Below are 12,567 nucleotides of genomic sequence, written 5' to 3'. Positions count from 1 at the left end.
CTAAAAGTGTCTGTCCTCGGCCCGGCTCACTCGCCGGCCGGACGGCCGCCGTGGAGGGTGATGGCGACGCCGAACGCGAGGACGGCGACGACGACGAGGCCCAGCGCGACGGCCGACCTGCCCGCGGCGCCCGGGTCGGCGGGCGGTGCGAGCGCCGGGACGAGGAGGTAGCGTGCGGCGAGGGCAAGCACGACGCCGCCGGCCAGGACCAGCGCGCTCCCCGTGACGTGGACGAACTGGGCGTCCGTCGAGTCGGCGGCCCGGCCGAGGTGGTCGCCGATGCTGCGGGCGTGAGCGCCGGTGTCCCAGACGAGTATCGTGCCCGCGACGCCGAGGACGACCAGCGGTGTCGCGAGCCCCAGTTCCGCGGCGGCGAGCGTCGTCACGAACAGGAGCGCGCTCCCGGCCGCGAACCCGGCCGTCGACGCCGGGAGCAACCCGTACGCCGAGAGCACGGACGGTAGCTGGAGGACGATACCGACGACCAACAGGAGCGAGACGGCCCCGCCGAGCACGACGCCCGCCGGGCCGACCAGCGGCGCCAGACCGGCCGTGCCCACCGGCAGGAGCGTGACCCGCAGCGCCGACGCGACGGCGGTGCCGACGAGCGTGCCGGCGACGGCCACCAGCCCGCCGGCCTGCAGCGCGAGGGTCCGGGCGGGGTCGTCACCGAGCCAGTCGACCACCCAGACCCGCACGACGTCGGCGACGAGGACGGCCGACAGCGCCGCGCCGACCAGTCCGACGAGGACGTGGAGCGGCCACCCGAGCGCCAGTTCGAGCAGCGGTCCCACGACGGGGATACTGTCGAGCAGCAGGGCGAACAGCGACCGGCCGGCGGGACTCAGCGCGACCAGCACTTCGAGGCCGACGACCGCCCAGACCGCTCTCGGGAGCGTTCGCGGCGAGACGACCACGTCGTCGAGCGTCGCCAGCGGGCCGTCGGTGCCCGTCTCCGGCAGCCAGTCGGTCAGCACCGGGACGGCACGGGACAGCAGGCCGAGGACGCCGAGGACCGCCAGCTGGAGCGTCACGAACGCGCCCAGCTGGGTGGCCACCGCGGCGGCCAGCAGCGCCCCGAGGAACGCGGTCGCCACGCCGAACTCGGCGTTGAGGTTCAGCAGGACGGCGAGGACGATACCGACGAGCAGCGCGTTCCCGCTCTCGCGCAGCGCCGTCCCGAGCGACTCGCTCTCGACGAGCCCGGTCGTGGCGTCGACGGCGACCAGCGCGACCGCGACGCCGAGGCCGGCGTACACGGGGAGGGCGTAGCTCGCGCGGCCGAGGTACAGCGCGGCGCCCAGCGAGAGCGACCCCGCGAGGAGCGCGACGCTCCCGGCGGCGGTCCGCGCGTTCGTCTCCCGGTCCAGAGCCCAGGCGCCGGCGGCGACCGTCAGCCCCCCGACGACGCTCGCCGCGACGGGCAGCGGGGCCCCGACGCCGAGGCCGACCGTCAGTGCGACGATGACGGCCAGCGTCCCCGCCAGCGCTGCCGTCGACTCGACCGGGCGGGTATCGAGACCCGTCACGCCGACCACCGTTCCGTGGCCCGCGCGAGCGTCTTCGCCAGCGGGTCTGTCGGCGTCCAGTCGGCCACGCGGACCGTCCCGCGGAGGGCGTCGATACGCTCGTCCCGGTCGAACCCGGCGAGGGTGCCGCCGGGCGTCTGCGACCCCGTCACGTCGGGACTGACGACGGTCACCGAGTGGCCGTACGCGGCGAGGCGTCCGGCCGCGTCGGCCGCCCGGTCGTCCAGTAGCGGGCTACAGAAGACGACCTGTGCCTCGTCGGGGAGACGACGGTCGAGCGTCGCGACGGCGTCGCCGCCGTCCGCGACCGGTTCGTCGCCGTCCGGCTGCGACCCCATCGAGTGCGGGGCTGGTTGCCCTCCGCCCACCTGCGGGAACAGTCGGCCGGCCGCGCCGTCGTCGAACCGCTCACCCGCCGTCACGACCTCGCCGCCCGTCTCGGCGACGAGGAACGCCCGCAGGCGGCGGTACTGGTTCCCGTCGGCCGCCGGGCGGAGGTACGCGCAGTCGTCGAAGGTGGCGGCGCCCACCCGGTCGTTCTCGGCCAGCAGCGCCTCGGCCAGCTGCTCGGCGGCGTACGTACAGAACTGGACCGCGTCCGGGTCCCGTGGCCGCGCCGCGATGGGGTACCGCGTGTCGACGAGCAGGACGACGGTCGCCGCGGCCGTCTCCCGGTACTGGACGGTCGACAGTTCGTTCGTCCGGGCGAAGCGGTTCCAGTCGATGCGTCGCATCGGGTCCGACGACTGGTACTCGCGGATGCCGTAGAACGAGACGCCGTCGCCGCCCGCCCGCGTCTGGACCCGCCCGGTCTGGGTGAGGCTGCGTGCCGAGAGCGGGACCGAGTCCACGTCCGCGCCGCAGTCGATGGTCGTCTCGACGCGCACCGACTCGCGGGACTCCGTGGTCCCGGCGAGGTCGCGGCAGACGACGGTCGTCTCGCCGAACGGGTGCTCGCCACGTCGGGCCCGCACCGTGTAGGTGACGGTGGCGCTGTCGTCGACGTCGAGCGTCGTCCCCAGCCGCGGCGACCCTTCGACGACGCGGAGCCGGTCGGGGACGCCGTCGACGACGCGCACGTCGGGGAGGAACGTGCGGCCCTCGTTGCGGACCGTGACGGTCACCGTCACCTCGTCGCCGGGGAGCGGTGCGGCCGGTTCGAGCGTCCGCTCGACGGTCAGTTCGGGTTCGGGGCGGCGGGTCGCGCTCTCGTAGGCGGCGTACACGAGGCCCACCGTCGAGGCGACGAAGATGGCCGCGTTCCCGGTCGCGAGGCCGGCGGCGCCGGTCACGAGAGCGACCGAGAGGCCGACGGCACGGCGGCCCCGCCGCCGCGCTGTCACCGGGCGTCACCCCCTCGGAGGCGCCGGAGCTCGTCCAGCGTCGCCTCGACCTTGCGGTCGAACCCCTCGCCGCTGGCCCAGTCGCGGACCTGTCGCCCGAGCGGCGGCTCCGGGACGCCGTCGCCCCCGAGGAACGACGCGGCCCGGGGGTCGTCGGTCCACGTCCCCGCCGCGACGGCCTCGCGGGCCTCCTCGGCGTCCAGTCCCGTGCGGCGGACGAGCGTCCGCTCGACCGTCCCCCGGAGCCGCCGGCGCACGTCGGCCGCGTAGCTCGCTTCGAGCCCGTCGTAGGGGTCGACACGCCCGTCGATGCGGTCCAGCAGGTCGTCGACGTCGGCGCCAACGACGGTCTGTGGCCCCTCCGCCATCGACTCGGGGTTCGCCGTCGGGAGTTCGACGGGAGCCCGGTCGTCGCGGTCCGCGACGTGGTCGCGCGTGACGACGCCGTAGAGGCCGAGCAGCGCGACGAGGCCGGCCGCCACCGGGACGGCGGCACGGAGCGTCGCCGTCGTCCCGGCATCGGCGAGCGAGCCGACGAGTCCGGGGGCCGTCGCGACGGCGACTGCGGCGACGAGCGACACGACCCCGACGGCGGCGAACAGTCGCCACCGCCCACCGGCGTCGTCTCGGTCGACCGTACCGTCGACTCTCGCCCGCGCCGACCGCGTCGCGGCGGATGCCTCGTCGGGGTCTGCCGCGGCGGTCCGGACCGGGACCGTCACCCCCTCGGCGGTTCGCTCCTCCGTGGTCGCCGCCTCGCTCACGAGTCGTCACCTCCGCCGAAGATGTCGCCGAGCGCGTCACGCGCGGCCTCCGCCCGGCCGGTCGACGGCGACTCGCCGCCGTAGGTGACCGCCCGGAACACCTCGGTCAGCCGCCAGACCGGTCCCGCCGGGAGGCCGGCCGCTATCGCCTCCCGCGCGTACTCGCCGGGAGTCGTCGCCGCCGGGTAGTCGACCGGGACGGCGTCGGTCAGTCGCGCCCACGCCTCGCGAATCGAGGGTGGGCCGGCGTCCGCCGTCGAGTCCGAACCCGCCGGGACCGACGTAGCGGTCCGAGCGTCCTCCGTCGTCGGGTCGTCGGGTTCCATGAACCCCGGGCGCTCGAACCCGCCACGGAGCGACGCGAACAGGCCGCCGCCGGTCAGACCGGCGAGCGACCGGAACGGGGCCGTCGCCAGGAGCGCGAGCGCTCCGGGGAGGGCGGTGACCGACCGCCCGACTATCCTGCCGACGGGGCCCAGCCCGGCCGTGACGCCGCTCCCGACGCCCCGGACCACCGTCCCGACTCCGGTCGCGACCCGGGCGAGGGCGGCCCCACCGGTGAGCAGGACGGTGGCCGTGACCTGCGGAATCCGCTGGACGACGCCCGCGAACGGGAGCGGGACGCGTCCCAGCCACGGGAGCCTGACGTCCGTCCCGCCGTAGCCGTCGCCCGACCGGACCAGCACCACGCCGACGTACCCGACGGCCAGCACGCCGAGCAGTCCGAGCAGTGTCGGGAGGAAAGAGAGGTCCGGCAGGCCGCCCCCGCCGCCGTCCGCGTCGGGCGGCGGCGCTGCGGTCTGCGTCGCTGTCGGCGTGGGTGTCGGCGTCGGCGTCGGTGTGTCTGGCGCCGGTGTCGGCGTCGGTGCCGGCGTCGACCCCTCGACGGGGGTCTGTTGCTGGAGTTCCACGTCCAGCGCGGCGGGGAACAGCGCCGTCGCGTAGATGACGGCACCGGCACAGAGGAGGGCCAGAGCGGCGCGGATGAGGCTGGAGGGCACTACCGTTCGTTTCTTGCCAACCAATCTAAAGTATTGTCCTTGGTCAGACGGATTCTTGAGCCACCAGAAGGACTTTGACGCGTTGACAGCAATCTCACACACGCCCTATGCGGAGACTCACCCGCCGAATCCTCCTGACCCTCGCGCTGCTGCTCGCCGTCGACGTCGCCGTCGTCGCGACGGGCGCGTACCTCCTGACGCCGTGGCTCTCGCCGGTCCGTGACGCCGTCGCGGCGGCACTCCCGGTCGGCGCCGACCTCGCGTGGTGGGTCGCCGTCGTCGCGCCCGCTCTCGTCGTGTTCGTCTGGGCGCAGTTGCGGTACACCCGCGCGCAGTCCCTCTCCGCGGCCGACGCGCGCGAGGTCTCAAGCGAAGAGTTCCCCGACCTCCACGACCGGGTCCAACGGCTCTGTCAGCAGGCCGACGTCACGATGCCGACGCTCGCCGTGGCCGACAGCGACGTCCCGAACAGCTTTGCCGTCGGGACCCTCGGGAGCGCCACCGTCGTCGTCAGCGAGGGGTTGCTCGCGACCCTCGACGGCGACGAACTCGACGCCGTTCTCGCCCACGAGCTGATGCACGTCTCGAACCGCGACGCGACCGTGATGACGCTGGCGAACTTCCTGCCGGCGCTGACCAACGGGGAGTACGGCCCGCTCGACGACCTGCTGCCGGGGGCACGGGGGAGCAGACTCCTCGCCGGGGCGGTCGGCGTCGCCCTCGCCTACGTCCTCAGTGCCCGCTTCCTCTCCGCGCCGTTCGGGTCCGTCTCCTTCACCGCCGGGTTCCTGGTCGTGTTCGGTCTGACGGTCGTCGTCGGGGGTATCCTGCTCGGTGTGTTCACCGCGCCCGTGGTCGTGCTCGCACGCTCGCTCTCGCGTGCGCGAGAGTACACCGCCGACCGGAGCGCCGCGAGGCTCACCGGGAAGCCGTCGGCGCTGGTCGGCGCACTCCGGACCCTCGACGCCGACGCGACGCCGACCCCCGAGACGGACAAGCGCCGTGCCTACGACGGCGTCAGGGGGCTCTGTTTCCTCCCGTACGGGTTCGACGACGCCGGTGCCGACGAGTTCCACCTCGAGACGCGCTCGCACCCGCCGACGGCCGAGCGCATCGAACGGCTCGGCGACCTGCTCGGCGACCGCTGACTCACTCGTCGTCCGCGACGCTGGGGTGCATCGTGGGTTCGCCGGGCATCGGTTCCTCGAAGTACCGCTGCATCATCTCCAGGGACTCCTGTTCCCGGCGCTCGCGCTCCGCCTCGTCTATCTCCTCACAGCCCGGTGGCACCTCGCGGTCCCGGTCGGTGAAGTAGCCCTCCGGCGCGGTCCAGTCGTGGTAGAAGTCCACGTCGCTGTCCTCGATGAGGGTGAGGCCGACCTGTGCGCCGTGTCCGGCGGCGACGATGGTCTGGTGGTGTTGCTCGGCCAGTCGGCCCGCCGCGTAGAGGCCGTCGACGGCGGTCCGGCCACAGTCGTCGACGCCGACGAACTCCTTGGTCCCGCGGTCCACGAGGTCGACGTCGAGGCCGTCGAGGTACGTGGCGTCGGCCCACGAGGCCGCGACGACGTAGTCGGACTCGAACGTCTCCCCGTTCTCGACGGTCGTCTCGAACCCGTCGTCGGTCTCCGTGACGCGCTGGACGCGCCCGTCCACGAACCACGCCCCCGCTCGCCGGGTCTGTGCGCGGATGAGTTCCAGCAGGAGCCGCGGGTTGACGCCCGCCGGGAAGCCGGGGTAGTTCTCCAGATGGGCGTTGCGGTTCAGGATGGACTCGCCCGTCGAGACGATACGCGTCGAGATACCGGCGCGTGCCGTGTATATCGCCGCCGAGAGGCCGGCGACGCCGCCGCCGACCACGACGACGGACTCAGGTTCGTCGGACATACGCGGCGGTTGCCGGGCCCGCAACAGAAACCTGCCGGTTCGCTGTGGCTGTGCTCGCGTGCCGAAAATCGGCGCTACGACCCCTCTATCTCCCGAATCGAATGCTGGCACTACCCGAAGCCTCATAATGATTCACCTACTAGAGGGGGCGTAATGACCGACACCGTCGACGAGGTCGACCTGCCATACGACGAGGACGCCTCACAGCAGAAGAAGATAGAGGCGTTGCAGGAGCGGCTCGAGGTGCTCGAAGCACAGAACGAGGAGATGCGCGACAAGCTGCTGGACGCCAACGCCGAGAACAACAAGTACCAGCAGAAGCTCGAACGGCTGACCCACGAGAACAAGAAGCTCAAGCAGTCGCCACTGTTCGTCGCCACGGTGCAGGAACTCAGCGACGACGGCGTCATCATCAAACAGCACGGCAACAACCAGGAGGCGCTCACCGAGGTCACCGACGAGATGCGCGACGACCTCGAACCCGACGACCGCGTCGCGGTCAACAACTCTCTCTCTATCGTCAAGCAGCTCGACAACGAGACCGACGTGCGTGCCCGCGTGATGCAGGTCGACCAGTCGCCCGACGTCACCTTCGCCGACATCGGCGGCATCCAGGAACAGATGGAAGAGGTCCGCGAGACGGTCGAGATGCCGCTCGTCAGTCCCGAGATGTTCGAGGACGTGGGCATCGACCCGCCGAGCGGCGTCCTGCTGCACGGGCCGCCCGGGACGGGCAAGACGATGCTGGCGAAGGCCGTCGCCAACGAGACCGACGCCACGTTCATCAAGATGGCCGGCTCCGAACTGGTCCACAAGTTCATCGGCGAGGGCGCGAAACTCGTCCGCGACCTGTTCGAACTCGCCCGCCAGGAGGAGCCCGCCGTGGTGTTCATCGACGAGATAGACGCCATCGCGGCCAAACGGACCGAGTCGAAGACCAGCGGGGACGCCGAGGTCCAGCGGACGATGATGCAGTTGCTCTCGGAGATGGACGGGTTCGACGACCGGGGCGAGATCCGCATCATCGCCGCCACGAACCGCTTCGACATGCTCGACCGCGCCATCCTCCGGCCCGGCCGGTTCGACCGCCTCATCGAGGTGCCCAAGCCCGACTTCGAGGGGCGCAAGCAGATATTCGAGATCCACACCCGCGGCATGAACGTCGCCGACGACGTCGACTTCGAGGCCCTCGCCGAGGACGTCGAAGAGGCCTCCGGTGCCGACGTGAAGGCCATCTGCACCGAGGCCGGGATGTTCGCCATCCGCGACGACCGCACCGAGGTCACGATGGACGACTTCCTCGACGCCTGGGAGAAGATCCAGCAGGAGGAGACCGAGGACGAGGACGTCTCCCGGACCTTCGCCTGACCCCGCCGGCCACAGACGGCGGTTCGCACGGGCTTTCAGAACACAGAAACCCCTCGCTTCCTCACGTACCAGTATGGCCGTCGCAGACAGACTCCAGTCGCGCGCCCGCACGTCCCCGAGACGCGTCACCGCCGCCATCTCCGTCGTCGGCTACGCGCTCGTGTTGGGGACCTTCGGAGGAGTGGTGCCGTTCCCCAGTATCAGCGACCAGACCGTCATCCTCCTCTCGGACGCCATCGCCGTCGTCAACGCCGCCGCGTTGACAGCCATCGTCGCCGGCGTCTACTTCATCAAGACCGACCAGGTTCGCAGGCACCGGGCCGCGATGCTGACGGCCTTCGGCCTCATCCTCGCCTTCCTCGCGATGTACCTGCTGAAGGTCGGCGGCGGCTTCGAGAAGTCGATCCAGGTCGAGGGACCGGTCTACTGGGCCTATCTCGTGATGCTGGCCGTCCACATCCTCCTGTCGGCCGTCTCCGTCCCCGTCGTGGTCCACGCCGTCGTCCTCGGCCTCTCGCATTCCGTCGCCGAGCTGCGCGAGTCGGCCCACGCCCGGGTCGGTCGCGTCGCCGTCGCCGCGTGGGGCCTGAGCCTCTTCCTCGGTCTGGTGACCTACGTGATGTTGAACCACGTCTACGGCTGGGTGCCCCGTGGCGGCGAAGCGGCACTGCTGTTGGCCGTCGCGGGACCGACGCTCCCGGAACTGCGCGAGTAGGCGAAAGAAGGGGTTCTCGAAGCCGGTTCGCAGGCCGTTCGCGCGCTTACTCCAGCGGCGTGAACGGCACCGTGGCCAGCGTCTCCGCGTCGTAGTCGAGCGCCTCGCTCTGGTCGACGCCCGCCGGCGTCAGGCAGTCGATGATGCGGGTCGCGTTGTCGCCGGCCCCGCTCTTGGCGCCGCCGAAGGTGTAGTCACCGGGCTCGCCTTCCTGCACGTTGCGGAAGGAACCGAAGTTCTCGGAGCCGACGACCGGTGCGACCGACACCGACGAGATGTCGATACCGCCCAGCGCGCTCTTGTCGACCGAGAGGATGACCGAGTTGCGGTCGAAGTCGACGAGCTTCCGGGGCGACCCCGTCTGGGTGCCGGTCGCGTCGACAACGCCGCCACCGAACCCGCTGGCGGCGACTCGGTAGTCCCACTCGCTGCCGAAGTTCGCGGTGACGTTCAGGTCGCCCAGTTCGGTCGTCCGGCCGCCCTCGCGGGACGGGTCGCTGAGGTACAGGACGAAGTAGTGCGGCGAGAAGTCCCCGCCGAAGGCGTCGTAGAGGTTCGCGACCTCGAACGAGAACAGGTACGCCGAGTCGTCCTCGTAGACGCTGAACGACCGGAGGTCGAACGCGCCGTCCTCGAACGCGCCGTTGGTCGGGTAGACGTACCCGCCCGGGCCGTAGTCGTCGCCGCTCGGGTCGGTGAAGGTGGCGACGAGCTCGCCGGGGCGAATCTCCACGGTCTGCCGGGCCAGTATCGTCCCGTCGTCGGGGTCACGGAGCGCCACGTCGTAGGTCCCTCGCGAGGAGATGGTGTAGCCGAACCGGAACGTCTCGTCGGTCGCCCCGGGGCTGAGACGGACGTTCTCCGTCGAGACCACGTCGCCGTCGACGAGTATCTCCACGGTGCGCCCGCCGACGAACTCGCTGTCGTTCGACCCGGTGGCCGTGATGAACGGGTCGTCGAGCGACGCGCTCTCCTCGATGGCGAACGTGAGGTCCTGTTCCGGGCGTTCGTACTCGGTGAGGCGGTTGATCTCTCGCCCTTCGGCGGGGCGGAGCCTGACCGCCGTCCCGCCGCTGCGGGCCATCGACGCGAGGAGGGTCGTACTCGGGTCGACGACGGCCTCGTCGATGCGGACGTACGTCGGGTCGGCGTCGACGTCCGCACGGGCTCCGTCAGAGTAGATCTCGGCGACGTACTTCCGGCCCTGCGGGCCGTTGCCGGCGGCGTTCCCGCGTCCCTCCCCGCTCCCTTCGTTGAGGAAGTCGAGGGGAACGTCGACCGCGCGGCCGCCCTCGTCGGACATCGCGCCGAGGTACCAGACGTCGCCCTTCCGCCGGGCGGTCACGGAGTAGTCGCCGATCTCGCCGTCGACGGCGACGGTGTCGTCCCAGCCGCCCGCGGGCACGTCCTCGATGAACCCGAACTCGGGCTCGGCGGCGACGTTCTCGTTCGCGACGTGGCTCTCGTCGAGGTCGGTGTACTCGGCCGGGAACGGGGCGCTCGCCCCCTGTTCAGTGACGCCGACGGTGTTGACGTTCAGCCCGCCGACGTCGCCGCTCTCGAAGTTCCCCTCCGAGTCGACGCTGTACTCGATGCCGAGGCCGACCGTGTTGTCGCCTTCGTCGAGCTCGACGTCGACGGCGTGTACCTGCCAGTCGTCCCAGTACTCCGTGAACGAGGGTTCGACCGTCCGTGTCGTCCCGTTCACGTCGAGCGTGAACTGCGGGTTGCCGTTGTCGACGACGCGCCCGGCGTTCTCCTCGCCGTCGCTGGCGTACCGGACGTGGAGCGTGTAGGTGCCGGCGCTCGGAACGTCGGTGACAGTGAACGACACCGACGCGCCCGAGGGCTCCCGGTTGGGGTCCAGCGGCACGTAGTTCGTCCCGAACGCGTCCCGCCAGTCGTCGGCCGTGATGGCCCCCTCGCTCAGGGTGCCGGCGGCCGCCTGGACGAACTCGCCGACCCCGAGTTCGTCGTTGATGTACGCCTCGACCCGGTCGGCGGCCATCTGGATGCCCGCGTTGTACGTGGGGTACATCGCGAGCTGCTTCGCTCGCGTGGTCTGTACCTGACCGCCGGTGTCGTCGTTGAACGTGATGTCGAAGATGCCGGGCTGGAAACTGGTCGGCCCCGCGAGCATCCGCGTGTAGGGGAGCGTGACGTGATGGTCGCGGCCGACGCTCGACCCGAGCGCTCCGAACCCGTCGTACTCCTGGGCTTTGACGACCTCACGGGCGGCGACGTTGGGGTAGGTCCGGCGCTCGCCGGTGGGCTTGATGCCCTCGTGAATCTCCAGCAGTTGGCGTTCGCCCGCCGCCTCCCGGATGACGGTGCGGTGGTGGTTGACCGCCAGCTGGCAGTGCTGGTTGTGCGTCGCCGTGGTCCCGTCACCCTCGAATCCAAGCCCGGGGTCGGAGACGTAGCCGTTCTTGATAGAGCGGATGCCCTGCCCCTCGTAGCCGTCGAAGACGTCCTCGTTCAGGATCTCGTCCTCGTAGTTCGGGATGTTGCCGGCCGTCTCGTTGTGGATGGTCATCTCCACCGACGACGAGAGGATCGCGCCGTAGTCGGTCACCTCCGGCACGTCGAAGTCGGGGTAGGAGTCGCCGACGCCCATCTCCAGTCCGGACCCGTCGCCGGGGTAGGTGTCCCAGCCCTGGTTCCACCCCTCCACCAGCACGCTGTCGATGCCGTTCTGGCTGGCGAAGTGCATGTACCGCTTCATCCGCTCGGTGCGTGCGCCGTGGATGTACCCGGCCGGGTTGTTGCCGTTGCTGGCGATTTCGTCGTCGGTCTTGTACTCCCAGTTGGCGTTGCCCGCGATCATCGTCCACCAGATGCCGATGTACGTCCGGGGAGTCAGCCAACTGGTGTCGACGCCGCCCGACCCGTCGCTGGGCAGTACCTCGTCGTTCCGGTCCTCGTTCAACAGCGGAACCAGCGACGACTCCACGAGATCACCCGGGCTGCGGCCGAACTGGATGGTCCGCCACGGCGTCGCGTTGGGCGCCGACAGCGACGCCTTGGTGTTGTCCGGGAGCGGCGCCAGCTGCGTGGTGAAGGCCGTCCCGCCACTGTCGGACTGGGGGACGATAGAGGCCGTCGAGTAGTCGTCCAGGTCGGCCTCGTGGACGCTCATGTAGGCGTTCTCGCCGGCCTTGATGGTCAGCGGCGTGTGTGCGCCCGTCCGAACCGTGTTGCCGTTCGGGCGGATGCTCCGCGTGCCGGCGTCGACGTCGCTCAGACTCGACTCCCGGTACTCCTGTTCGAAGCGCGGGTTGGTGAACTCGTTGCGGATCCACCACGCCGTGTAGTCGTCGGCGAAGTTGTACTGCGTGTTCTCCGACGCGAGGACGAGTTTCTCGCTGTTCGCTCGGAAGGACTCGTCGAAGACCACGCGGAACCCGAGGCCGTCGTCGAACACCCGGAGTTCGAGGTTCGCCGACCGGCCCGGGTCGGCCGTCTCCTCGAGGCCGAGGCGGAGATAGCTGTACTCCTCGGCGACGCTGTCGTACTGGTCCCACTCGGGGGTCCACGACTCCGTCTCGGTACCGCGCTCGCTGCCGGTGACCGTGATGCCGGCACCGCTGCTGCCGTCGGCGCCGACGCCGAACGTCGCCTGGTTCTGGAAGTCGAAACCCAGCGCCGACGGTTCGACGTAGGTCGTCCCGTCGAACGCGACGCTGTAGGTCGGTGTCCCACCAGACACGTCGACCCGTACGCCGATGCTGCCGTCGGGTGAGGTGACCGTCTGTGTGTCGCTGTCGTCGCCGTTCGTGACCTGTGCCGCCGCCTCCGCCGGCACGTCCTGCGTGTACGCGGCCGCCGCCACCAGCGACGCGACCCCGCCCAGGAACTCTCGACGACCCAGCTTGTTAAGCGATTGTTGAGATTGTCTACTAACCATTCCACAATTATACGCGAAGACGTACATCATAAATCCTACGACTGTTCACCATC

At 70.6% G+C, this 12,567-nt stretch carries 9 protein-coding genes; 3 read left to right on the top strand and 6 right to left on the bottom strand.

Annotation, left to right across the window (positions count from 1 at the left end):
- Positions 1-26: 26 nt before the first annotated feature.
- Genes ACV7GQ_RS09880 through ACV7GQ_RS09865 form a run of 4 tightly spaced genes read right to left on the bottom strand, consistent with a single transcriptional unit; the run spans position 27 to position 4,637 of the window.
- On the bottom strand, positions 27-1,529 hold the full coding sequence (locus tag ACV7GQ_RS09880) for a DUF7519 family protein (RefSeq protein WP_470310081.1): 1,503 nt from the start codon (positions 1,527-1,529) through the stop codon (positions 27-29).
- Entirely contained in the window at positions 1,526-2,872 is a 1,347-nt protein-coding gene (locus ACV7GQ_RS09875; protein WP_470310080.1) for a DUF58 domain-containing protein, read from the bottom strand. Before ACV7GQ_RS09875 ends, ACV7GQ_RS09880 begins: the two co-directional genes overlap by 4 nt.
- Positions 2,869-3,636 carry a DUF7269 family protein gene (locus ACV7GQ_RS09870; protein ID WP_470310079.1) on the bottom strand — a complete coding sequence of 256 codons (768 nt, stop codon included), beginning with the start codon at positions 3,634-3,636 and terminating at the stop codon, positions 2,869-2,871. Before ACV7GQ_RS09870 ends, ACV7GQ_RS09875 begins: the two co-directional genes overlap by 4 nt.
- Entirely contained in the window at positions 3,633-4,637 is a 1,005-nt protein-coding gene (locus ACV7GQ_RS09865) for a DUF4129 domain-containing protein (RefSeq protein ID WP_470310078.1), read from the bottom strand. The genes ACV7GQ_RS09870 and ACV7GQ_RS09865 overlap by 4 nt, the downstream gene beginning before the upstream one ends.
- A gap of 107 nt (positions 4,638-4,744) precedes the next feature.
- Here ACV7GQ_RS09865 and ACV7GQ_RS09860 point away from each other — a divergent pair, with 107 nt between their 5' ends.
- On the top strand, positions 4,745-5,785 hold the full coding sequence (locus ACV7GQ_RS09860; RefSeq protein ID WP_470310077.1) for a M48 family metalloprotease: 1,041 nt from the start codon (positions 4,745-4,747) through the stop codon (positions 5,783-5,785).
- A 1-nt stretch (position 5,786) separates the two neighbouring features.
- Here ACV7GQ_RS09860 and ACV7GQ_RS09855 read toward each other — a convergent pair whose 3' ends face one another.
- Positions 5,787-6,524, bottom strand: a complete 738-nt coding sequence (locus ACV7GQ_RS09855) for an NAD(P)/FAD-dependent oxidoreductase (RefSeq protein WP_470310076.1) — start codon at positions 6,522-6,524, stop codon at positions 5,787-5,789.
- A 153-nt stretch (positions 6,525-6,677) separates the two neighbouring features.
- Between ACV7GQ_RS09855 and pan1 the strand changes: the two genes are divergently transcribed.
- On the top strand, positions 6,678-7,892 hold the full coding sequence (gene pan1 / locus ACV7GQ_RS09850; protein WP_470310075.1) for a proteasome-activating nucleotidase Pan1: 1,215 nt from the start codon (positions 6,678-6,680) through the stop codon (positions 7,890-7,892).
- A 73-nt stretch (positions 7,893-7,965) separates the two neighbouring features.
- Positions 7,966-8,607 (top strand): DUF420 domain-containing protein, encoded by a 642-nt coding sequence (locus ACV7GQ_RS09845; protein WP_470310074.1) that lies wholly within the window; start codon positions 7,966-7,968, stop codon positions 8,605-8,607.
- A gap of 46 nt (positions 8,608-8,653) precedes the next feature.
- Here ACV7GQ_RS09845 and ACV7GQ_RS09840 read toward each other — a convergent pair whose 3' ends face one another.
- Positions 8,654-12,514 (bottom strand): glycoside hydrolase family 97 N-terminal domain-containing protein, encoded by a 3,861-nt coding sequence (locus tag ACV7GQ_RS09840; RefSeq protein WP_470310073.1) that lies wholly within the window; start codon positions 12,512-12,514, stop codon positions 8,654-8,656.
- Positions 12,515-12,567: the final 53 nt, after the last annotated feature.

The organism is Haloarcula sp. MBLA0163, from assembly GCF_055632435.1.
Note: the sequence above shows the minus strand (reverse complement) of the source record. Positions and strands in the feature narration are given on the sequence as shown.

What these genes read in the sequence shown, in the direction of transcription:
- ACV7GQ_RS09860 (WP_470310077.1), top strand. Translation starts at nt 4,745, where the DNA reads ATGCGGAGACTCACCCGCCGAATCCTCCTGACCCTCGCGCTGCTGCTC.
- ACV7GQ_RS09855 (WP_470310076.1), bottom strand. Translation starts at nt 6,524, where the DNA reads ATGTCCGACGAACCTGAGTCCGTCGTCGTGGTCGGCGGCGGCGTCGCC.
- pan1 (WP_470310075.1), top strand. Translation starts at nt 6,678, where the DNA reads ATGACCGACACCGTCGACGAGGTCGACCTGCCATACGACGAGGACGCC.
- ACV7GQ_RS09845 (WP_470310074.1), top strand. Translation starts at nt 7,966, where the DNA reads ATGGCCGTCGCAGACAGACTCCAGTCGCGCGCCCGCACGTCCCCGAGA.
- ACV7GQ_RS09840 (WP_470310073.1), bottom strand. Translation starts at nt 12,514, where the DNA reads ATGGTTAGTAGACAATCTCAACAATCGCTTAACAAGCTGGGTCGTCGA.